The sequence below is a fragment of the Streptomyces sp. NPDC028928 genome, assembly GCF_055564915.1.
Map to the genome: position 1 here is coordinate 520763 of NZ_JBVHVI010000001.1, position 20377 is coordinate 541139.

The window sequence follows — 20377 nt, forward strand, 5'->3', positions numbered from 1 at the left end:
ACCGCGCCCCGATCCCTCTCGACCCCCGACAGCCGTGGGAGGCACCATGCGGGTGATCGGCCTGATGTCAGGCACCTCGTACGACGCGATCGAAGCAGCCGCCGCCGACCTCGCCCTGGACGACGACGCCCTGCTCCTGCGGCCCCTCGGGCATCTCTCCGTCCCCTACCCGGACGACCTGCGCGCCCTCATCGCCGCCTCCTTGCCGCCGGCTCCCACCACCACACAGGCCGTCTGCGCCCTGGACACCGGCATCGGGCAGGCCTTCGCCGGCGCGGCCGCGCGTGCCCTGCGGGAGCTGTGCGCGGGCGCCGCGGACCTGGTGGTCTCGCACGGCCAGACGGTGCACCACTGGGTGGAGGACGGCGTCGTCCGCGGCACGCTGCAACTGGGCCAGCCCGCCTGGATCGCGGAGGCGACCGGACTTCCCGTCGTCTCCGACCTGCGCAGCAGGGACGTGGCGGCCGGCGGCCAGGGCGCACCGCTGGTCGGCATGACCGACACCCTGCTGCTGCGCGCCCGCCCCGGCACCCCGGCGGCGCTGAACCTCGGCGGCATCGCCAACGTCACCGTCCTCGCGCCCGGCGCCGATCCGCTGGCCTTCGACACCGGCCCCGCCAACGCCCTGCTGGACGCGGCCGTGCACCACTTCACCGACGGCGGCGCCACCCATGACGAGGACGGACGCCGTGCCGCCGCCGGACGGGTCAGCCCGGAGCTGCTCCGCTTCCTCCTGGACGACCCGTACTACCGCAGGCCCGCGCCGAAGACCACCGGCAAGGAACACTTCCACCTGCCCTACCTGGAGCGGGCGCTCGACGCCGTACCCACGCCCGTCCCCGACGACGTGCTGGCCACCCTGACCCGGCTGACCGCCGTGACGGTGGCCGACGCCTGCCGAGCCCACCGGGTCACCGAACTCGTCGTCTCCGGCGGCGGCACCCGCAACCCGGTGCTCATGCGCATGCTCGCCGAGGAACTGCCCGGCGTACCGATGTGCCGCAGCGACGACCTGGGCCTGCCCTCCGCCGCCAAGGAGGCCCTGGCCTTCGCCGCTCTGGGCTTCCTCACGGTCCACGGCCTCCCCGGCACCCACCCGGCCGCCACCGGCGCCTCCAGGGCCACGCTGCTCGGCACCATCACCCCCGGCCTGACCCCCCTGCGCCTGCCCGAACCCGCCGCACGCGCGCCGCACCGCCTCCGGATCATCCACTGACCCCGCCAGGGCTTCGAAACATTCGAAATCACGACGACTCGCCGCCCTCACCCCTCGGCGCTACAGCGATCCAACGCTCGCTCATCACCGTGAATCATGGCTACGCGAGCTGGGCATTCGATTAAGAACGGCCTGACCTAAAGTTTCGGAGTCATTGCCGAAAGTATTGACACCACACAAGCGTCGCCCAACACTGTCGCCACGCTGTCCGACCCCCCGTCGACTCCACGAGGACGAGGAGGAAGCACACATGAACGACGCAGCCTTACATCCGACGCGCAGACGGCGCGGACCCGCAGGGTGGCTCGGCCGTCTCCGACTGCTCGTCAGCAGCGCCTGCACCCTGCTGCTGGTGGGCGTGGCCGCGCTGGCCCTGCCCGGTACCGCCCGGGCCGACACGGTCGTCACGACCAACCAGACCGGGACGAACAACGGCTACTACTACTCGTTCTGGACGGACGCGCCCGGAACGGTCTCCATGAACCTGGGTTCCGGCGGCAACTACAGCACGTCCTGGAGCAACACCGGCAACTTCGTCGCCGGCAAGGGCTGGAGCAACGGCGGACGCCGGACGGTGACCTACTCGGGCACCTTCAACCCGTCCGGCAACGCCTACCTGGCCCTGTACGGGTGGACCTCGAACCCGCTGGTGGAGTACTACATCGTCGACAACTGGGGCACCTACCGGCCCACCGGCACCTACAAGGGCACGGTCACCAGCGACGGCGGCACGTACGACATCTACCAGACCACGCGGTACAACGCCCCGTCCGTCGAAGGCAACAAGACCTTCAACCAGTACTGGAGCGTCCGCCAGTCCAAGCGGACCGGCGGCACCATCACCACCGGCAACCACTTCGACGCCTGGGCCCGCGCCGGCATGCCCCTCGGCAGCTTCAACTACTACATGATCCTCGCCACCGAGGGATACCAGAGCAGTGGCAGCTCCAACATCACGGTGGACGGCGCCGGTTCGGGCGGTGGCGGGAGCGGGGGCAGCGGCTGCACCGCGACGCTCTCGGCCGGCCAGCAGTGGGGCGACCGGTACAACCTCAACGTCGCGGTCTCCGGCTCCAGCGACTGGACGGTCACGATGAACGTGCCGTCCCCGGCGAAGATCCTCTCCACCTGGAACGTCGGTACCAGCTATCCCAGCAGCCAGGTACTGGTGGCGAAACCCAACGGCAACGGCAACAACTGGGGCGTCACCGTCCAGCCCAACGGCAACTGGACCTGGCCGACCGTCTCCTGCAGCGCAGGCTGACCCCGGGCACGTCCGTGGCGCGGCGGTCCTCACCCCGCGCCACACCGCGCGCTCAGGGGGCTTGGAGGACGAGCACGGCGTTCTGTCCGCCGAAGCCGAACGACGTGCTCAGCACGGTGTCGATCCGGCAGGTACGGGCGGCTTTGGTGACGATGTCGAGGTCGATGCCGGGTTCCGGGGTGTCCAGGTTGGCGGTCGGGTGGATGGTCTGGTGCTGGAGGGACAGCACGCACACGGCGGCCTCGACGGCGCCTGCGGCCCCCAGGGAGTGTCCCAGGATGCTCTTCGTGGCCGTGACAGGCGGCGGCCGGCGGAAGACCCGGTGCAGTACGGCGGCTTCGATACGGTCGTTCAGCTGGGTCGAGGTGGCATGGGCGTTGATGTGGTGGACGTCGTCGGGGCCCAGCTCGGCTTCCGCCAGTGCCGCCCGTACCGCCCGTACGGCACCCTCGCCCTCGGGGTGCGGACTGGTGGGGTGATGGGCGTCGCTGGTGGCGCCGAAGCCGGAGAGGACCGCTTTCCCGGTGACGCCGCGGGCGCGTGCGTGTTCCGCCCGCTCCAGGACGAGGACACCGGCACCCTCCGCCAGCACGAAGCCGTCCCGATCCGTGTCGAAGGGACGCGAGGCGCCCGCCGGGTCGTGGCAGCGGGTGGACAACGCGCCCAGCCGCCAGAAGCCCATGGCGGACAGCGGCCCGCACGCGCTCTCCGCCCCGCCGACCAGCGCGATGTCGCACATGCCGCCCTTCAGCAGCTGCCGGCCGATACCGATGGCGGTGGCGCCGGACGCACACGCGGTGCTGACGCCGAGGCCGGGTCCCTTCGCGCCCAGGTCGGCGGCGACCTCACCGGCGGCCATGTTGGGCAGGGCCCGTGGCACCGTGGTCGGCGAGATCTTCTGGTACGTGCCCGACGTCAGGCACTGTGTCACGTGCAGGTCGGTGTCGCGGCTGCTGCTGCCCACGCCGATGACCACGGCGACCCGGTCGGCGTCCCACTCCCCCGGCTCCAGACCGGCGTCCCGGGTCGCCTCCCGTGCGGCGGCGATGGCGAGGTGGACGAAACGGTCGGTGCGCCAGCGCAGCCCGCGTCCGAGGGCAGCGGTCAGTTCCGCGTCCGGGACCCGGCAGCCGAAGTCCACCGGCAGGCCCGCGAGCCGGGGGTCGGTGGACGCGGTCGGTGTGCCCGTGCACAGCCGCTGCCAGGTCGCCTCGGCGCCGATCCCTCCGGGGGTGACCAGACCGATGCCCGAGACGACGGTCTGGGACCGCCTCATGCGTCCACGTCCGCGGGCGCGGCCGCCAGCGCCTGCAGGACGGCGCGGGTCGACTCGTCGGCGAACCTGGCCACGTAGTCGGCCACCGCGCCGATGGTGACCTCGGAACCGGCCGGCATCGACTCGTCCGTGAGGGGGACGTCGATGCCGGTCTCCTCGTCCAGCACCACGAGGAGTTCCGCCAGGGCGATCGAGTCGAGGCCGAGCTGCTGCAGATTGCTGTCGGCGCTCAGCTGCTCCGGGTCCATTTCGAAATGGCGCACGATGAGACGAATAACCGTGTCGACGATCAGCTGGTCAGCCAAAGAATTCTCCCCGGGTCGGAAAGGACGTTCGATCGGCGGACAGCCAGCAAAGCGCACCCGCGGCAGGCCCGCCCGGGAAGCACGCGCGTGTCTCGGAGAACAATGACCAGAGTGGTCTACGGAAAGCTTCCGCCGCTCCGCGCGGTGCGCCTTTCCTCGCGGGGCGCGGGGACGACGGCGGGGAGGCGCGGCAGCCCTCGCCACACGGCCACCGCACCCGTGACGGCGACCACGGCGGCCACCCAGGCGCTGCGGGTGAGACCCGCGACGAAGGCGTCCGTCGCGGCAGCCAGCAGATGGCTCCTCACGGCGGGGGTGGCGTGCCGGCCTGCCAGTGCGGCGGCGACGACGCTGTCCTTGGCCGCGGACGGCCAGCCGCCCGGTCCCGCACTCGCCAGCGCCTCGCTGATCCGGTCCCGGTAGACGGTGGCCAGGACGGAGCCCTGGACGGCGACGCCGAGTGTGGCGCCGACCTGGCGGGTGGCGTCGTTGACGGCGGATCCGACACCGGCGTACGGCTCGCCCACGCTCTCCATCACCGCCGCGGTGCCGGCCGCGGCCGTCAGCCCCGCCCCCACACCCGCGACGACCTGCACCAGGGCCAGGTGCGGGTAGCCGGACTCCGACGTCGTACGGGACAACAGCACGAAGGAGCCGGCGACCACGACGAGGCCGGTCACCATGACGGACCGGTGGGCCAGGCGCGCGGTGAGCACCGCGGCCAGCCCCGCGCCGGCGACCAGAGCGGCCGGCAACGGCAGCGTGCGCACGCCGGCCTGCCAGGGGGTGCAGCCCAACACCCCTTGCAGGTACAGGGAGATCACGAAGAGCGCGCCGAACATCCCGAACGCCATCATGGCCAGTGCCGCCGCCGGGATCGTGACCTCACGTCGCATCACATGCCGTGGCAGCATGGCCGCCGGCGCCCGCCGCAACCACACCCCGAAGGCCGTCAACAGCCCGGCGCCCACGGCGGACACGGTGAGGACCGGCGTACTGGTCCAGCCCCGGCCGGGGCCTTCGATGATCGCCCAGACGAGCGCCGGCAGCCCCGTCGCGGACAGCACCGTTCCGGGCAGGTCGACGCGCTCCGTGCGCGCGGGCGGCGGCGCGGGGACCACAAGGAGCGTGAGCACGATGACCGCCGCGGCGAAGGGGACGTTCAGCCAGAACACCGCCCGCCAGGAGTGGTCGCTCACCAGCCAGCCCCCGATCACCGGCCCCAGGGCGCCACCCACCCCGCCCACGGCCGCCCACAGGGAGATGGCCCGCCGTCGTACCTCCGGCTCCGGGAACATGCTGGTGAGCAGCGAGAGCGTCGCGGGCATGATCAGCGCCGCGCCCGCGCCCATGGCCCCGCGCGCGGCGATCAGCTGCCACGGCACGGCGGCCATCGCGCCGGCCAGGGAGGCGAGGGCGCAGATGGTCAAGCCGGTGAGGAACGCCCGTCTGCGGCCGATCCGGTCGGTGACTCCCCCCGCTGTCAGCACCAGGCCGCCCAGCACCAGGGCGTAGGCGTCGACGATCCACTGCGTCTGCCCCGCGGACGAACCGAGGGCGGTCTGCAGACCGGGGATCGCGACGTTGAGCACGGTGAGATCCATGCCGAGCAGAAACAGCCCCGCGCAGACGGCCGCGGTGCTCGCCCGGCGTCTTCGCGTGTTTCCCGCACCCGCGTGAAAAGCAGCGATATCCGTTCCGAGTTCACGCGTCATGTGCATTCTTTATCAGAGTGGAAGCATCCGATACGTTCATCGACTGCCTGACGCGGCAGTTCCCCTTCGACATCGGCACCGACGACTTCGTACAGAATCCGTACCCCTTTTACGAGGAGGTGCGCCGTACGAGCGGCCCGGTGCACCGCACGCCGTCGGGTGACGTGGTGGTGCTCGGCTACTTCGAGGCCCAGGCGGTCCTGAGCGATCCGCGCTTCGGCCACGGAGCCCAGACGGCACAGGACCCGACCGGTTACGGTGTGCCGGCGCGGACCTTCCTGCTGACCGACCCGCCCGGGCACACCCGGCAGCGCGAACGCGTACGGCGTGCCTTCACCGCGCGCGAGATGCTGTCCCTGCGCCGCGGGATCGGCGAGACGGCGGCGGGTCTCGTCGCTCAGGCGGCACGGTCCGGTACGGCGGACGTCGTCGCGGATGTCGCGCGGCCCCTGTCCGCGCGGGTGGTCGCGGAGGTGATCGGCGTGCCGGAGGACCTCCGCGACCGATTCACGCAGGCGGCCGCGCTGCTGGTGCGCGGCATGGATCCGCCCGGTCTGATCGCCCCCGGCACACGGGAGCGGATCGCGCGGGCGCGGGTCTGGCTGGCGCGGGACATCGGCGTCGCCCTGCGCCGTCCGGCCGGCACCGGGATTCTGCGCGCTCTGGCCCAGGGCGCGGACGGCCGGCCGGCCAGGGCGGAGACCGTGGCCACGTGCGCCCAGCTCGTCGCCGCCGGATACGAGACGACGGTGGGCCTGATCGGCAACGGCATGCACGCCCTCCTCCAGCACCCCGACCAGCTGGCGTGGCTCGCGGCCACCGGCCCCTCGGAGCAGGCGTGCGCCGCGGCCGTGGAGGAACTCCTCCGCTTCGACCCGCCCATCCAGCTGGCGCCCCGCTGTGCCCTGGAGGACGCCGACGTCGCGGGTACGCCCGTTCCGCGCGGCACCGTCGTCGCCGTCCTGCTCGGCGCGGCCAACCGCGATCCGCGCGCCTTCCCCGACCCGCACCGGCTCCGGCTCGACCGCCGGCCCCGGCATCTGGCGTTCGGGCTGGGCACCCACTACTGCCTCGGCGCCGCACTGGCCCGCCTGGAAGCCACGGCGGCCCTCACCCACCTGCTCTCCCGCCGGCCCCGGCCGACCGACCACCCGGTGTCCTACAGCCCGTCCCGCGTCGCCCGCAGCGTCCGGAGCCTGCGCGTACGCTTGCACCCGCTGGAGACCGACGCAGCCGCTGCCGCCGCACGCTGACGACCGCTTCCCCGCCGACGCGTCCACTACGCCTTCCGAGGGCTTCGGGTGCCCGTCGCCACATCACCTGCCCGCACAGGGGTACCTCCCCGCAGAGGAGGTTGCGATGTTCGAGGCATCCGATATCCGTGAATGGCGGGGGCACGACGTTGTCGACAAGGACGGCCACAAGATCGGTCTACTGGAGTCGATCTACGTCGAGACAGGCACCGACGCGCCGTTCTTCGCCACGGTGACGGTGGGCCTGCCCACCCGGCGCCGGCTGGTGTTCGTGCCGCTCGCGGGTGCGACCGTCGGTCCGGGGTACCTGAAGGTGGCCCACAGCAAGGACCGCGTCAAGAAGGCACCGTCGATCGACACCGACGGGGAGCTGACCGCCGCCGACGAGCCGGAGGTCTTCGCCCACTACGAACTGACCTACGCACCGGGCGCGGGCGGCGAGCGGCGCCTGGCCCGCCGTTGACGCACCGAAGCCTCCGGGAGGTCCGATGATCCTGTTCCTGCTCCTCGTCCTGGTGGCCGTCATCCTGGGCATCATCGGCTTCGCCGCCCAGGGCCTGTTCTACCTGCTGATCATCGGCGCCGTCGTTCTCCTCGCCGATCTGGTCTATGCCGCCGTGCGCTTCAGCCGAGGAGGCCGGAAACACCGCATCGTCCGTTGAGAGCCCGCACATGGCGCAGTTTCTGCTGGTCGCGGGGGCCTGGCTCGGGGGGTGGGCCTGGGACGCCGTCGTGCCGGAGCTGCGCGCGGCCGGCCATGGCGCGCGGCCGCTGTCCCTGTCCGGGCTGGCGGAGAAGCGGGGCGTCGCCGCCGGGCAGGCGACCCACGTCCAGGACATCGTCGGCGCGGCATCGCGTCCCGGCGTGCGGGACGTCGTACTCGTCGCCCACAGTTACGGCGGTGTTCCCGCTGGTCAGGCCGCCGGGAGGATCGGTGACCGGCTGCTGCGCCTGGTGCTGGTCGACGCGGCCGTGCCCGTCGCCGGGGAGGCCTGCCTGGACAGGTGGCCGAACGGCGCGGCGGTCGCGGCGGCGATCCGAGCGAACGGCGGCTTCTGGCCACCGCCGGACCGGGGGTTCTACGCGGACCAGGGACTGACCGACGAGCAGATCACCCGGATCATGGACCGTTCGACGCCGCATCCGGGTGACACGCTGACCGAACCGGCGGTACTGCCCCGCCCGCTGTCGGAGATCCCGACGACATACGTCAGGTGCCTGCTCCACGGCGCGGGTCTCCCCGCCGGCGTGGCCGGGCTGCTCACCGGCGGGCGGTGGCGGACGGCCGAGCTGGACACCGGCCACTGGCCCATGTTCTCCCGGCCGCACGAACTGGCGGAGATCCTTGTCCGCGAGACGGCCGGGCGGGAACGTGCTGCCGGGTGAGCCGAGGGCCGAGGGCCGCGCGACCCGGTCGCGCGTTCTCACCGGAAGGCTGCAAGCTGGTACAGACATGCCCGAATCGTCGTACGGCAGGGAGCGGTCATGGATGGCGGAGACAGCGTGACCGTAGGCGTTCTGGGCTCCTACGGGGGCCGGAACGTGGGCGACGAGGCGATCCTCACCGCCCTGCTGGACCGGGTCCGGGGCGGGCGGCCCGACACCCGCTTCGTGATCTTCTCGCGCAATCCCGAGCACACCCGCGCCGTCCATCCGGATGTCGAGGTCGTCGGCTGGGAGGGTGTCTGCCGGGAGGGCATCTCCGCGCATCTGCGGCGGCTGAACGTCCTGGTGCTCGGTGGCGGCGGGATCCTCTACGACACCGAGGCGCGCCGCTATCTGCGGACGGCCCGCACCGCCCAGGAACTCGGCGTACCCGTCTTCACCTATGCCGTGGGCGCCGGTCCGCTCACCGACGAGGCGGACTGCGCATGGGTCCGCACGGTGCTCTCCGACGCGGTCGAGGTGACGGTCCGGGACGAGGAGTCGAAACTCGTGCTCGAAGAGGCCGGGCTCACCCGGCCCGTCACCGTCACCGCCGATCCGGCGCTGCTGCTGGAACCCGGCGATCGCGGCCGGGCGCTGCTGCGGGCCGAGGCCGTGCCGCGCGGCGTGCGACTGGTGGGCATGAGCGTGCGGGAGCCGGGGCGTGCGGCCGAGCACCTCGACGAAGAGGGATACCACCAGCTGCTCGCCAACGTGGGTGATTTCCTCGCCCACCGCCTCGACGCCCATGTCGTCTTCGTCTCCATGGAACGCGGCGACATCCGGCACGCGCACGCCGTGGCGTCCCGCATGGCGGAGGCGGACCGCTGCACGGTGCTGCGCGGCGACCACGGGCCGCAGCAGGTCCTGGACATCGTCGCCCAGCTGGACCTGGCCGTCGGGATGAGGCTGCACTTCCTGGTCTTCGCCGCCCTCTCCGGGATCCCCCTGCTGCCCCTGCCCTACGCGGGCAAGGTCTTCGACTTCGCCCAGCAGGTGGGCGCGCCGGCCCTGCGCGGTGTGGTCCGGGAGACGGCGGGGCTGCTGCTGGCGGAGGTGGACCGCCTGTGGGACGAGCGGCGCGCCCGCGCGGCCGAGACGGCGGTACGTACGGCGGCGATGCGGCTGCGGGCGGCCGGGACAGCCGAGCGGCTCCTCACCTATCTGGACGGCGCGGCCCCACGGCCCGTCATCGACCGCGCCACGCCCGTGCCCGCCTCCACCGCGGGCTGACGCCGACGGCCACCGGTTCTGCGAGGGAGTGAACGTGACCTACCTGATGCCGCCCCGCGTTCCGAGGAAGGTGGAGCTGCCGCCACGACAGGCGCTGCACGCGGGGTCCACACAGGTGCTGGTGATCGGCGGGGGGCCGGCCGGGATCGGTGCCGCCCTTGGTGCCGCCAACGCGGGCGCGGAGGTCGTCCTCGTGGAGCGCTACGGGTTCCTCGGCGGCAATGCGACCGCGGCCCTGGTGATGCCGCTGATGAGCTTCCACAACGAGGTCAAGCAGGCCGTGGCCGGCGACACCGCGCGTCTGCTGCCGCCCGATCACGGCGAGGGCGAGCCGGTCGTCGGCGGGGTGCTGTGGGTGCTGCTCGACCAGCTCGTGCGGAGGGGAGCGGCGGTCCGGCCCTCGCTGGAGACCGGCTACACGGTGCCCTTCGACCCGGAGCTGTTCAAGCTCGTGGTGTACGAGTTGCTGGAGAACCACGAGGTCCGCACCCTCCTCCACGCCTTCGCCTCCGACGTTCTCAGCCTGCCCGACCGGGCGCGCGCGGTGTTCGAGACCAAGTCCGGGCCCCTCGTGCTGGACGCGGACGTGATCGTGGACTGCACCGGGGACGGGGACATCGCGGCGGCGGCGGGGGCGTCGTACGAGATCGGCCGGCCGGAGGACGGCTGGACCCAGCCCATGTCGCTGATGTTCCGCATGGTCCGCTTCGACCACGAGGAGTTCACCGACTACACCCGTGCCCATCCCGACCAGTGGCGGGGCGTGCACGGGCTGTGGGACCTGGTCCGCGCGGCCACGGACGCCGGGGAACTGGACCTGCCGCGCGAGGACGTGCTGTTCTTCGCCACTCCCAACGCCGGTGAGGTGGCGGTCAACTCCACCCGTATCACCGAGGTGCTCGGCACCAGTGTCTGGGACCTGACCCGTGCGGAGTTCACGGCGCACCGCCAGATGGCGCAGATCGCCCGCTTCCTGCGCGACCGTGTGCCGGGTTTCACCGACTCGTACATCGTCCAGAGCGGCGTCCAGGTCGGCGTCCGGGAGACCCGCCGCATCCTGGGCGAATACGAGCTGACCGGCGAGGACGTGCTCACGGCCCGCAAGTTCGAGGACGCCGTCGCCCGCGGCGCCTACCCCGTGGACATCCACAACCCGAGCGGTCGCGGCACCACGCTGAAACGGCTGCCCCGCGGGGAGTCCTACGACATCCCGCTGCGCTGCCTCCTCCCCCGGGGCGTGGACCGGGTCCTGGTCGCGGGCCGCTGCATCTCCGGCGACCACGTCGCGCACTCCTCGTACCGCGTCATGCCGATCTCCATGGCCACCGGGCAGGCGGCGGGGGTCTGCGCGGCGCTCGCGGCGACGGGGGGCCGGCAGCCGCGGGACGTCCCGGTGAGCGCGGTCCAGCGGGAACTGCGCGCACAGGGCGCCAGCCTGCCTTGATCACAAGGGGCCCGGGTCCTGCGGGACGTCGTCCTGCGGGCCGTCGAGGACGAAGTCGAAGGCCGCCTCCCGGCCGCCGCCCGCGTCGTCGCGCACGGTCATCAGCAGCCGCGGGTCGAAGAACATGTCGGTGGTGTTGCGCGGCTCGTCCGGGAAGTACAGCTGCGTGGTCAGGACCGGCCGGCCGGGCGCCTGCGCCTTGACGTGGAGGTGCCGGGTGCGTCCCGGGTAGAGGCCCGGCACGATCGTGGTGAGTGCGAAGGACCCGCGGGAGTCGGTGAACTGGTGCCCGCGCAGCCGGAAGCCCGTGTCGTCGTACGCGCCGCTGTCGTCGGCCTGCCAGAAGTCCAGCAGGACGCCGGCCAGGGGGCGGCAGGCCCGGTCGAGGACACAGCCGGTCACGGTGAGCCGGGTGCCGCGCAGGCCGGGCTCCAGGAGGCTGGTGCGCTCCGGGGAGTCCGGTGTGAAGTAGGGGCCCTCGATCTGCTCCGGCGTGGGGTCGTCGCCGTCGTCGCAGGCCGGGGTGGGCCGGGGTGCCGTACCGTCGGCGGCGAAGTCGAAGGCGGAGGCGGGGCTGCCGGTCAGGGCGACGGGGAGCGCGGCGGTGGCCGCGAGCGCCGCGCGCAGCACCGCCCTACGGCGGACGAGCCGAGGAGATCCCGGCTCGCCCTTGGCGCCCGTGCCGCCCGCGCCGTGCGTGTCTGCTCCGTCCATGTCAGTCCCGGTCGACGTGCTCCCGCATGATCTTGCGGTCGGTCGCGCCGACGTCGAAGGTCGTCTTGTTCCAGTCGTCGGTCGTCACGACGTCGACGGACCAGATCGGCGCGCCCCCGTCGGAGTCGTCCAGTTCGACGGCGCTGACGGTGCCCTTGGTCCTGTCCGTGGCGGTCTGCGCGGCCTGTTGCGCGGTGACGGTGGCCTTCTTCAGCCGGTCCGCCAGCTTGCGCTTGTCGTCGGCGTCCTGGTCCGTCTTGGTCCGTGCGGGACCGGCCTTGCCGGTGGCCGCGTCGACGTCGACCATGTGGGCGGTACCGTCGGCCGTCGCGACCTCGGTCTCCCAGCGGGCGCTGTCGGGCGGGCCCTTCAGCTCGATCGAGACCGGCTTGGAGTCCGGCACCGCCGCCACCGCGGTGCTCAGCGCCTTGTCGTAGCCGACCTCGGCCTTGGGGATGAGCGCTTTCCGCTCGGCCTGGTCCTCGGTGAGGGTGGCGCTCCCGCTCGGCGAGCTCGGCGAGGGCGGGGCTGAGGGCGAGGGTGGCGGTACGGCCACCTGGGCGGCCTCCGTCGCACCGCCGCCGGCGTCGTCACCACAGCCGGTGAGCAGGGCACCGGCCGCGGCGAGGGCTGCGCAGACCAGGCCGGGGGCTCGTATGGACTTCCGCTTACGCTTCGACACCGCACAACTACGTGATGTGACCATATGGGCAAGTTTAGGCTGATCTGTCCGTCCGGCATCCGGGAGACGGTCTCCCTGGGTCGGAGGGCTACGGTCAACGCCTCCCTCGACGCCCTGCACGCCGACGGCTGATCGCCCTCTAGAGCGACACCCCGAACGGATGTGCCCGCGGGCGGCCCGCCGCCTGCGCGCATGACCGGTTGTCAGCCGGTGAGACATCGCGTATGGACAAATCGACATCCCGTGGCCCGGTGCCGGGTCCGCGTACCCCGCCCGCGTCCGACGTGGTGTTCAGGGCGGACTTCGCCTCGGAGACCCAGTGGGTCGCGGGTCGCTCGTGGGCCTATCCGGGAGGCGGCCCGGTCAATCCGGACGACGACAAACTGGACCACCTGGTCTCCGACGCGGACTACAGCCGCTCGGGAACGTTCCGGGCCACCCGCCGGCCGGACGGGAAGTGGGACACGGGACTGCTCACCACGGAGGGCAGCGAGGAGGGGTTCACCGTCCGGCCGGGGGACGTCCTGGAGGCGCGGGTACGGCTGCCCCGGGAGATCGGCGCCTGGCCGGCCATCTGGACCTGGCGGAACGGGAACCACGAGATCGACGTCTTCGAATACCACCCCGACAACCCGGACCTGCTGGAGTTCACCAACCATGTGCGCGACGCCAACCGGTACGTCCACGACGAGGCCGTCAGCCCCGGCGCCTGGATCGAGGTGCGCACCGAGTTCGGGGCCCGTTCGGTGGTCTGGTGGCTGAACGGCACCCAGGTCTTCGCCGACGAACGGGGCGTGGGGCGGGCGTGGCGCGCCCATCTCATCGTCAACCTCTCCGTGAGCGCGGGCCGCTACCACCCGGCGCCGGCAGCCGAGACCACCGAGATGTCGTTCGAGGTGGCGGATCTGGTCGTACGGCGTCCGTCCGACGACCGGCCGCACGGCGGGAACACCGCCGGCCGAGGCACCGAGACGTCCACGTCGGAAGACGGGGAGCGGCACTCCGCCGAGCCGTGAGGACCGCACGCCGTGCCGTTCCCGCCCGTGGTGTCTACCGGCCGGAACCGGTCTGGTCCTCCCCCTCCCGGTCCGCCTTCTCCCGCTCCTCCGCGTCGACGCCGCGCAGCGGTTCGCCGGCCACTGTGCCCTGCTCGGGCTGGTAGCCCTCTTTCGCGCTCGCCGTGCCGGGGATCGACCGCTCGCGGGCCTGGCTCTCACCGCCCGAGTGCGCTCCGGGCTCCTCGTCGCCGCGGGCCCGGGCGTACCGGTCGGCGGGCTTGTCGGTGTGTCCCGTCATGACCGTCCTCCGATCCGCTCGTCGCCGCGCCCGGGTTCCCCGGGGGGCGGTGGAGGAAACGGGGGGCGGGCGCGGTGCCGGGAACCGTGTCACGAGCCGGCAACGGCGCAGGGACGGCGCAACCGGTGGGTGGCTGGAAATCGTCCGTCCCTGGGACAGACACAGCCCGTTCCCACTCACCTGACAGGATCCGCCATGACGACGTCCCCGAACACCGACCGACTCAGACCCGGCACCGTTCTCCGTACGACCGTGACGGGCGTGTCGGCCGCCGTCCTGGCGCTGATGCTCACGGCCTGCGACGGGGACGGAGCCCCCACGGCGTCTCACGCGAGCGGGGCCGCCGCGACGGCGCAGCCGAGCGGCGGCGGGGCCGGGGCCGCAGCCCCGACGGCCGGTGCCAAGCCGGCGGGCAAGCCCACGACCGGCACGTCGCCGTCCGCCGCGGCCACCGCGTCCGCGACACCGGCACCGGCCGAACCGGCCGCCTCCGCCGGCACGGGCAGCGGCTGCGACCACAAGATGCCCATCTCCCCCGACGAGATCGCGGTCTACCGCTACACCCCTGAAGGGGGTTCGCTCAGTCTCATCGTCAAGCACGGCGCCTGGGGCTGTGCTCCCGCGGACTCCGACGGCGCACCCTTCGAGACCGTGGGCAAGGAAACGTACATCCCCATGGACCAGGCGGCGTACGTCACCGTCACCAACCCGATCGTGGAAAGCACCGAGAACCAGCACATCGGCGTCCAGGAGTTCCTCGACTGGCTGGACGCGCACCCCGACAGCGGGCTCGTCTTCAGGTACCACCTCGGCGCCGACGGCGCGATCGACCGCCTGGAGGAGGAGTTCACGCCCTGAGCGGTCAGGCGGAGTCCTCGTCCCGGTCGGAAGCCGGCCACACATAGGGCAGATCGTCGGGGACGCCGGGGAACGCGTGCGCGTACGCCTCCGGGTCCTTGCGGACGAGCGCGGACTGGTGGCTGCGGTGAAACGCCTCGTCACCGAGCCACGGCGGCAGTTCCCCGACGGCGGCGAGAGCCGGCTGGTCACGCACGGGCGCCCCCGGACGGCACGCGGCGTATCCGGCGACCAGTGAGGCGGCGCAGCTGTCCTGGTGGCCAAGTTCCCGCCATACCCGGCAGACTTCGAGGCCGTAACGGACCAGGGCCTCCTCGTACCCGCGCCACATCCGCACGGCCGGGTGCCGGCGCCAGCCGTATCCGGGGACCGTGAGGCCGCGCAGCACCTGGAGCGCCTCGACCCGCTGCTTGCCCAGTCGGCGGCGGTCCAGGAGCAGGGCGGAGCGACGGAAGTCGGAGTCGGGCAGGAACGTCTGCATGGGCACCGTCCGGAGGTGGATGCGGGGGCGGGGGGCGTCTCGCGTCCTTCAGCGCGCGTGTCCACCCGCCGCGTGGTCGGCCTCGCTGCCGGCGCCGAGCAGCCCGGTCGGTGCCAGTACTCCCTCGGCTTCCAGGCGGGGCAGGTGCCGGCGAGCCAGCCGCAGCACCAGCGGGGCAGGACGGCCGGCACCGGCTGCGCCATCCGCAGCCACCGCAGCTCGCGCAGTACGGCGTTCCGGTCGGCGTCGCGCACCATGTCCGTGTCGGTCCAGTTCAGGTAGGCGGTGCCCACGGCGACGCCGTAACCGGCGACCTCGGCGCGCAGCGCGTGCGCGAAGGCCTCCACTCCCGCCTTCGACGCGCAGTAGGCGCTCATCAGCGGAGCGGCGCCGAGAGAAGCGTGCGGTCTGGAAGCTGCCGGTCAGATTGAGGTCCACGACCCGGCGCCAGTCGGCCGGGTCCGTCGCGGCGAGCGGGCCGCCTTGCGCGACCCCGGCTTTGGCGATCACCACGGAGGGCTGCCCCAGATTCCGGCGTCCTCGGGCGGCGGGGGGCGCGCGGTGTGGTCGGGGTGTCCGGGGGTGCGGCGTGCCTCCTTCATCTCGGCCTCGTACAGGTGGTCCCGGCCCTCGGCGAGTTCCCCCACCGCGAGGCGTTCCAGCTCGCAGAACGGGCGGTAGTAGGTGGCGTTGTAGGCCTCGACGACCTGGAACGTCCAGTAACCGGGAAGGACGTTGCGGCCCAGGATCTCGGTCTCCACCCTGTCCGCCCACTCGTGGTGCCCGGCCTCGCGCAGCAGCCGTACCGACCGGTCCAGCTCCAGGTCCGCACCGCCGGTGAGCTGGTGGAAGCTGTACAGGTGGCCGCGGGCGCGCTCCGTGGTCTCCAGTGCCTTGGACAGTGATCCGAGGGCCTCGACGGTCAGGTCGTCGACACCCTCGGGACGGCGGTGCCTGGCGTCGGGCCCGTCCTCGTACTGGTTCATGGCACTCCTCGGATGCTGTGGCCGGATGCCGTCTGCCCATCCCTTCCCGTTCCGGCGGGTCACCGGTTGCACCGTCGGCCGGACGTGTGATCAGGCTCCGGCGAAGGCGAGGTAGAGCCCCGGGACCGGGGTCTCCGGCCGTCCGGTCCCGGGCACGGGCCGGAGGACGAGCTGCTGGTGCAGAGCGGTCGTGCCCCCGTTGAGGGCGCCGCCCGAGAGGTTGGCGTCGAGCGCCTGGAGGGTGGGCGGTGCGAGCACCCGCCGCGCCCGGACGAGCGAGCGGAAGCTCGGCGCGAAGCGCTCGACCTGCCGTTCCACGCGGTCCGCCATGCGTTCCTCGTCCGCCGGGTCCCAGCTGCCCCGGATGCCCTCGTCGTCGTGGAACGCCGCAGGTCCGCGAGCAGCTGTGCGGGAAGGTGCTCGGGGCCGACCAGTTCCCCACTTGACCTGCGGCGCAACCGTCACCCCGGTCGGCGGGCGCGGTGCCCGGTGACCTGCCTGCAGAACAACTTGTCCTTGGGCAACTTGTGGCCCGAACAGGGTAGGAGGATCAGGCAAGGCCGGGCGGTCCCCACCGCCCGGCCACCGGCGAACGGCGCGAGGGCGAAGGCATGCACTGGGACAGCAGGGCTACCGTGCGGGTGACCTGTCATGCCCGTGTCTTCGAGATCACGGTCCGCGGCGAGGTCGACCACACTGAGAGCGACCTGCTGCAGGCCGCCTGGGACGAGGCCGACGACGCCGCGCGTCCGGTCACCATGGTGGACCTCTCCCGCGTCACCTTCGCCGACAGCGGACTGCTCAACGCCCTTCTCGACGCCTGGCGCCGTCATCAGGCGAGCGGCCGGGAGCTGGTCCTGCTCGGCCCCCTCCACCCGGCGGTCGGCCGGCTCTTCTCCCTCACCGGCGCCCTGGAGCACTTCACGCTCACCGATTCACGCAGCACGGCCATGCGCGCCGACGGCGCCTGAACGGGCGGTGTCGCCGGCAACGGGCTCGCCCCCGTCTCCGGCGTTCAGGACACGGGGGGCGTCGGGTCCGCCACAGTCCCGGTCACCCCGGCTCGGTCCGTGCGGGCCCGTGCCCTGGCCTTCGGGAGGCGGGGCCGGTGCGGATCCGGTCCGGCTCCGTCGGCCAGGGCGATACGGGCGATGACGCGCTTGCCCACCGGCTCCCTGTGGACCTCGAAGCCCTGCACGACCGCCATCACGATCTCCAACCCGTGCTGCCCGACCCGGCCCGGATCGGCCGCCTGCGCCACCGGCAGTCCTGGATCGCCGTCCCACACGACCACCTCGACCAGACCGTCGACGACCCGCAGCTCCAACAGCACCGGGCCGGACGCGTGCTTGCGGGCGTTGGTGACCAGCTCACTGACCACCAGCCGGGTCACGTCCATCACCCGCGCCGACACCGGAAGTCCATACTCCCCCTGCACTCGGGCCAGAAAGCCCGCCGCATGATGACGCGCCTCGGCGATACACGCGCCGTGACCGTCGAGTGGCACGATCTCGCACATCGGCTCGGGTCCGGTCACACCCTCACCGCCAGGCTCCGCCTCCACCGGCTCCATCAGCGCTCCCCCGTCTCCTGGCCGCACGCCTACCCGCTGGGAAGCCGGACATGTCCGCACCGGCCGAGCGGACGCGTCGGCGGTCCGGGACCAGGCCCACGGCCCGGGCCCCCACCGAGGACGCCGCACGACGCCTGGACCGCGTCCTCACCGCCCGTCTCGACGGCCCGTCGGCTGCGGTCGGCCGCAACCGCCTGACGGCGCCGCTCACCCAGTGGTAGCAGGCTGGTAGGTGTGCCCGTGCCGGGCGGGGGAACCTGGGCCGCCCGGTGGCGGCCCCAGCGAGAGGAGTCCAGGTGACAGCGTCGGCATCGGCGGCAGACGGTCGGGGCCCGGATTCCCGGGAGGCCGGGTACGAGCCGGATCCGCACCGGTGGCGTGCCCTGTGGGTCACCCTGGTGGCCGGCTTCATGAGCCTGCTGGACGTGACGATCGTGGCGGTCGCCCTGCCCACCATCCAGCGCGATCTGCACGCCTCTCCCGCCCAGGTGCAGTGGGTGGTCTCCGGATACGCGCTGGCCTTCGCCCTCGCCCTGGTCACCGCCGGCCGCCTCGGCGACGCCCTGGACCGGCGCCGTATCTTCCTGCTGGCCCTCAGCGGGTTCGTGGTCTGCAGCGCTGCCTGCGGGGCGGCCCCGGACATCACGCTGCTGGTGGTGGCCCGCCTCGCCCAGGGCCTCGCGGCCGGCTTCATGGCTCCGCAGAACTCCGCGCTCATCCAGCAGATGTTCCGCGGCGCCGAGCGCGGCCGTGCCTTCGGCCTCTTCGGCTCCACCGTCGGCATCTCCTCCGCCGTCGGCCCCCTCATCGGCGGCACCATCCTCGCCCTGGCCTCCGGTGCCCAGGGCTGGCGGTGGATCTTCTACGTCAACGTGCCCATCGGCATCCTCGCCGTCCTCCTCGGCCGCCGGCTGCTGCCCCGCACCCGCCGCTCCGAGCGGGGGCGGGTGGACACAGCCGGCGTCCTGCTCCTCGGCCTCGGGGTGCTCGCGCTCATGTTCCCGCTGGTCCAGGCCGACTCCGGCGGACTCAGCCGGCTGTGGTGGCTGTTCCCGGCCGGTGCCGTGCTCCTCGCCGTCTTCACCCGGTGGCAGCACCGCCTCGTCGCCCGGGGCGCCCAGCCGCTGCTCGACCCGCGCCTGTTCACCACCGTGCGCGGCTACGCCGTCGGCGCCGGCATCGGCACGCTGTACTTCATCGGCTTCAGCGGCGTCTGGCTGGTCTTCGCCCTCTTCTACCAGCACGGCCTCGGATTCTCCCCGCTGCGGTCCGGCCTCGCCGTCACGCCCTTCGCGCTGGGCTCGGCGAGCGCGGCCGTGGTCGCCGGCCGGCTGGTGGAACGGTTCGGCCGGCTGCTCACCGTGTGCGGCCTCGTGGGCGTCGTCGTCGGTCTGGGCGGCACCGCGCTGCTGCTCCGCTTCGCGCCCCTCGGCATCGCGCCGTGGGTCGCCGCTCCGGTCCTGTTCCTCGGCGGCGTCGGCGGCGGTTTCGTGGTCTCCCCCAACATCACCATGACCCTGCGGGACGTGCCCGTACGCATGGCGGGCGCGGCGGGCGGCGCCCTGCAGACCGGCCAGCGGCTGGGCGCCGCGCTGGGGACCGCCGCCCTGCCCGGCCTGTTCTACCTGGTGCTGGGCCGGACCCAGGACTATCGCGGCGCGCTCGTCACCGCGCTGGGCGCCGCCCTCGTCGGCATGGCGGCGTCGCTGGCGCTCGCGACGGCCGACTGGCAGCGCGACCGGCGGGCGAGCCGCCGGCGCCGGACTTGCCCGGAGGAGGTCGCCAACGACCCGGTGCACGCCCGGCACACCTAGAGCCCGTGCCCGACCAGGTCCATCAGGGTGGTCCGGGGCCGTGTCGGACGGGCGATCCGTGAACCGCCCGCCATGCTGGCCGGAGGCGGCCCCCTGAGCGGCGACAAGGAGCACTGCATGCCGATGGACCCCGTCGAGCGATTCCTGGCGGCACTGGATCCCGGCCACCGCGAGTCCGTCGGTGCGAAGCCGCGCGAGGAACAGGAACAGCTCGCCGCGGCGTGGGAGCGGGAACTCGAATCCGACGACGAGCTGGACACCCTGGACGAGTTGTCCCCGCCGGCGGCGGAGGCCGAGGCCGCCCGCCGCGTCCTGGACCGCGAAGCCGGTTAGGGCACCGGCCGTGCGCCCGATGGTGCGATCAGCGCTAGGGTCGGCCGGATGACACTCTCCCTTCAAGCACGAGAGCAGTTCCTGGCGGAGCCCCACATCGGCGCGCTGTCGGTCGTCGAAGGGCCGGGCCGGGGCCCGCTGACGGTTCCCATCTGGTACCAGTACACGCCGGGTGGCGAGCTGTGGGTGCGTACCGGGCCCGATTCGCGCAAGGCCCGGGCGATCCGCTCCGCGGGCCGCTTCAGCCTGATGGTGCAGCGCACGGAACCCACCGTGCGCTACGTGTGCGTGGAGGGGCCGGTCACCAGGACGGCACCGGACAGCCGCGAGCGGTCCTGGGACATGGCCGCGCGGTACCTCCCGGAGGACAAGGTCGCCGCGTTCGTGGAGTACGACCAGGCCCGGCTCGGCGAGCACTTCATCGTCTTCATGCGGCCGGAACACTGGGTGTCCGCCGACCTCGGGGCGTTCTGACGCCGGGTGGTGCGCGCGCCTGGACGTGCGCTCGG

The 20377-nt window shown here is 72.8% G+C and carries 22 protein-coding genes and 4 pseudogenes; 15 read left to right on the forward strand and 11 right to left on the reverse strand.

The genetic code is table 11. From position 1 onward, the window contains the following. The first annotated feature begins 46 nt into the window (after positions 1-46). Together ACZ4U1_RS02335 and ACZ4U1_RS02340 are read left to right on the forward strand one after the other, a co-directional pair. A complete protein-coding gene (locus ACZ4U1_RS02335; RefSeq protein ID WP_467898584.1) occupies positions 47-1216 on the forward strand; it encodes an anhydro-N-acetylmuramic acid kinase in 1170 nt (389 codons plus the stop codon). A 250-nt stretch (positions 1217-1466) separates the two neighbouring features. Continuing rightward, positions 1467-2480: a glycoside hydrolase family 11 protein gene (locus tag ACZ4U1_RS02340; RefSeq protein WP_467898587.1), complete on the forward strand. Its 1014-nt coding sequence runs from the start codon at positions 1467-1469 to the stop codon at positions 2478-2480. Between the two features lie 52 nt (positions 2481-2532). Here ACZ4U1_RS02340 and ACZ4U1_RS02345 read toward each other — a convergent pair whose 3' ends face one another. From ACZ4U1_RS02345 to ACZ4U1_RS02355, 3 genes are all read right to left on the reverse strand, one after another. Further along, a complete protein-coding gene (locus tag ACZ4U1_RS02345) occupies positions 2533-3756 on the reverse strand; it encodes a beta-ketoacyl-[acyl-carrier-protein] synthase family protein (RefSeq protein WP_467898589.1) in 1224 nt (407 codons plus the stop codon). Then, positions 3753-4061: an acyl carrier protein gene (locus ACZ4U1_RS02350; protein ID WP_467898592.1), complete on the reverse strand. Its 309-nt coding sequence runs from the start codon at positions 4059-4061 to the stop codon at positions 3753-3755. Before ACZ4U1_RS02350 ends, ACZ4U1_RS02345 begins: the two co-directional genes overlap by 4 nt. A gap of 116 nt (positions 4062-4177) precedes the next feature. Next, positions 4178-5665 (reverse strand): MFS transporter, encoded by a 1488-nt coding sequence (locus ACZ4U1_RS02355; RefSeq protein WP_467898595.1) that lies wholly within the window; start codon positions 5663-5665, stop codon positions 4178-4180. Between the two features lie 128 nt (positions 5666-5793). Between ACZ4U1_RS02355 and ACZ4U1_RS02360 the strand changes: the two genes are divergently transcribed. The 6 genes from ACZ4U1_RS02360 (at position 5794) to ACZ4U1_RS02385 (ending at position 11131) form a co-directional block, all read left to right on the forward strand. Then, positions 5794-7029 (forward strand): cytochrome P450, encoded by a 1236-nt coding sequence (locus tag ACZ4U1_RS02360; RefSeq protein ID WP_467898598.1) that lies wholly within the window; start codon positions 5794-5796, stop codon positions 7027-7029. Between the two features lie 106 nt (positions 7030-7135). Beyond that, complete coding sequence (locus tag ACZ4U1_RS02365) at positions 7136-7492, forward strand: PRC-barrel domain-containing protein (RefSeq protein WP_467898601.1); 357 nt, start codon at positions 7136-7138, stop codon at positions 7490-7492. Between the two features lie 25 nt (positions 7493-7517). After that, positions 7518-7691: a hypothetical protein gene (locus ACZ4U1_RS02370; protein ID WP_467898603.1), complete on the forward strand. Its 174-nt coding sequence runs from the start codon at positions 7518-7520 to the stop codon at positions 7689-7691. 10 nt (positions 7692-7701) lie between these two features. Continuing rightward, entirely contained in the window at positions 7702-8415 is a 714-nt protein-coding gene (locus ACZ4U1_RS02375) for an alpha/beta fold hydrolase (protein ID WP_467898606.1), read from the forward strand. A gap of 117 nt (positions 8416-8532) precedes the next feature. Then, positions 8533-9687 carry a polysaccharide pyruvyl transferase family protein gene (locus ACZ4U1_RS02380; protein WP_467898609.1) on the forward strand — a complete coding sequence of 385 codons (1155 nt, stop codon included), beginning with the start codon at positions 8533-8535 and terminating at the stop codon, positions 9685-9687. Between the two features lie 34 nt (positions 9688-9721). Then, complete coding sequence (locus tag ACZ4U1_RS02385; protein WP_467898612.1) at positions 9722-11131, forward strand: FAD-dependent oxidoreductase; 1410 nt, start codon at positions 9722-9724, stop codon at positions 11129-11131. A 9-nt stretch (positions 11132-11140) separates the two neighbouring features. Here ACZ4U1_RS02385 and ACZ4U1_RS02390 read toward each other — a convergent pair. Next, positions 11141-11845, reverse strand: a pseudogene (locus ACZ4U1_RS02390) (dioxygenase family protein); the annotation flags it as partial. Position 11846: 1 nt separating this feature from the next. Further along, on the reverse strand, positions 11847-12527 hold the full coding sequence (locus ACZ4U1_RS02395; RefSeq protein WP_467898615.1) for a PepSY domain-containing protein: 681 nt from the start codon (positions 12525-12527) through the stop codon (positions 11847-11849). A gap of 224 nt (positions 12528-12751) precedes the next feature. On the opposite strand from ACZ4U1_RS02395, the gene ACZ4U1_RS02400 reads away from it, so the two are divergent. Next, positions 12752-13543, forward strand: coding sequence for a beta-glucanase (locus ACZ4U1_RS02400; RefSeq protein WP_467898618.1), 792 nt, complete (start codon positions 12752-12754; stop codon positions 13541-13543). Positions 13544-13577: 34 nt separating this feature from the next. Here ACZ4U1_RS02400 and ACZ4U1_RS02405 read toward each other — a convergent pair whose 3' ends face one another. Then, positions 13578-13823: a hypothetical protein gene (locus ACZ4U1_RS02405; RefSeq protein WP_467898621.1), complete on the reverse strand. Its 246-nt coding sequence runs from the start codon at positions 13821-13823 to the stop codon at positions 13578-13580. Between the two features lie 195 nt (positions 13824-14018). On the opposite strand from ACZ4U1_RS02405, the gene ACZ4U1_RS02410 reads away from it, so the two are divergent. Further along, positions 14019-14681, forward strand: a complete 663-nt coding sequence (locus tag ACZ4U1_RS02410) for a hypothetical protein (protein WP_467898624.1) — start codon at positions 14019-14021, stop codon at positions 14679-14681. Positions 14682-14685: 4 nt separating this feature from the next. Here the strand turns inward: ACZ4U1_RS02410 and ACZ4U1_RS02415 are convergent, their stop codons facing one another. From ACZ4U1_RS02415 to ACZ4U1_RS02430, 4 genes and pseudogenes are all read right to left on the reverse strand, one after another. Further along, a complete protein-coding gene (locus ACZ4U1_RS02415; RefSeq protein WP_467898627.1) occupies positions 14686-15162 on the reverse strand; it encodes an MSMEG_6728 family protein in 477 nt (158 codons plus the stop codon). Between the two features lie 48 nt (positions 15163-15210). Continuing rightward, positions 15211-15699: pseudogene (locus ACZ4U1_RS02420) on the reverse strand (SDR family NAD(P)-dependent oxidoreductase); the annotation flags it as partial. Beyond that, positions 15669-16148: a hypothetical protein gene (locus tag ACZ4U1_RS02425; RefSeq protein WP_467898630.1), complete on the reverse strand. Its 480-nt coding sequence runs from the start codon at positions 16146-16148 to the stop codon at positions 15669-15671. The pseudogene ACZ4U1_RS02420 and the gene ACZ4U1_RS02425, both read right to left, overlap by 31 nt. A 93-nt stretch (positions 16149-16241) precedes the next feature. Then, positions 16242-16523: pseudogene (locus ACZ4U1_RS02430) on the reverse strand (NAD(P)/FAD-dependent oxidoreductase); the annotation flags it as partial. 236 nt (positions 16524-16759) lie between these two features. Here ACZ4U1_RS02430 and ACZ4U1_RS02435 point away from each other — a divergent pair. After that, positions 16760-17119 carry an STAS domain-containing protein gene (locus ACZ4U1_RS02435; RefSeq protein WP_467898633.1) on the forward strand — a complete coding sequence of 120 codons (360 nt, stop codon included), beginning with the start codon at positions 16760-16762 and terminating at the stop codon, positions 17117-17119. A gap of 143 nt (positions 17120-17262) precedes the next feature. Here the strand turns inward: ACZ4U1_RS02435 and ACZ4U1_RS02440 are convergent. After that, positions 17263-17667 (reverse strand): annotated as a pseudogene (locus tag ACZ4U1_RS02440) (ATP-binding protein); the annotation flags it as partial. A 104-nt stretch (positions 17668-17771) separates the two neighbouring features. Here ACZ4U1_RS02440 and ACZ4U1_RS02445 point away from each other — a divergent pair. The 4 genes from ACZ4U1_RS02445 to ACZ4U1_RS02460 all read left to right on the forward strand — a co-directional run bounded on the left by ACZ4U1_RS02445 (position 17772) and on the right by ACZ4U1_RS02460 (position 20342). After that, a complete protein-coding gene (locus ACZ4U1_RS02445) occupies positions 17772-17942 on the forward strand; it encodes a hypothetical protein (protein ID WP_467898636.1) in 171 nt (56 codons plus the stop codon). A gap of 75 nt (positions 17943-18017) precedes the next feature. Continuing rightward, positions 18018-19535, forward strand: coding sequence for an MFS transporter (locus ACZ4U1_RS02450; protein WP_467898639.1), 1518 nt, complete (start codon positions 18018-18020; stop codon positions 19533-19535). Positions 19536-19652: 117 nt separating this feature from the next. Then, positions 19653-19868 (forward strand): hypothetical protein, encoded by a 216-nt coding sequence (locus ACZ4U1_RS02455; RefSeq protein ID WP_467898642.1) that lies wholly within the window; start codon positions 19653-19655, stop codon positions 19866-19868. Positions 19869-19916: 48 nt separating this feature from the next. After that, positions 19917-20342, forward strand: coding sequence for a pyridoxamine 5'-phosphate oxidase family protein (locus ACZ4U1_RS02460; protein WP_467898644.1), 426 nt, complete (start codon positions 19917-19919; stop codon positions 20340-20342). Positions 20343-20377 lie beyond the last annotated feature (35 nt).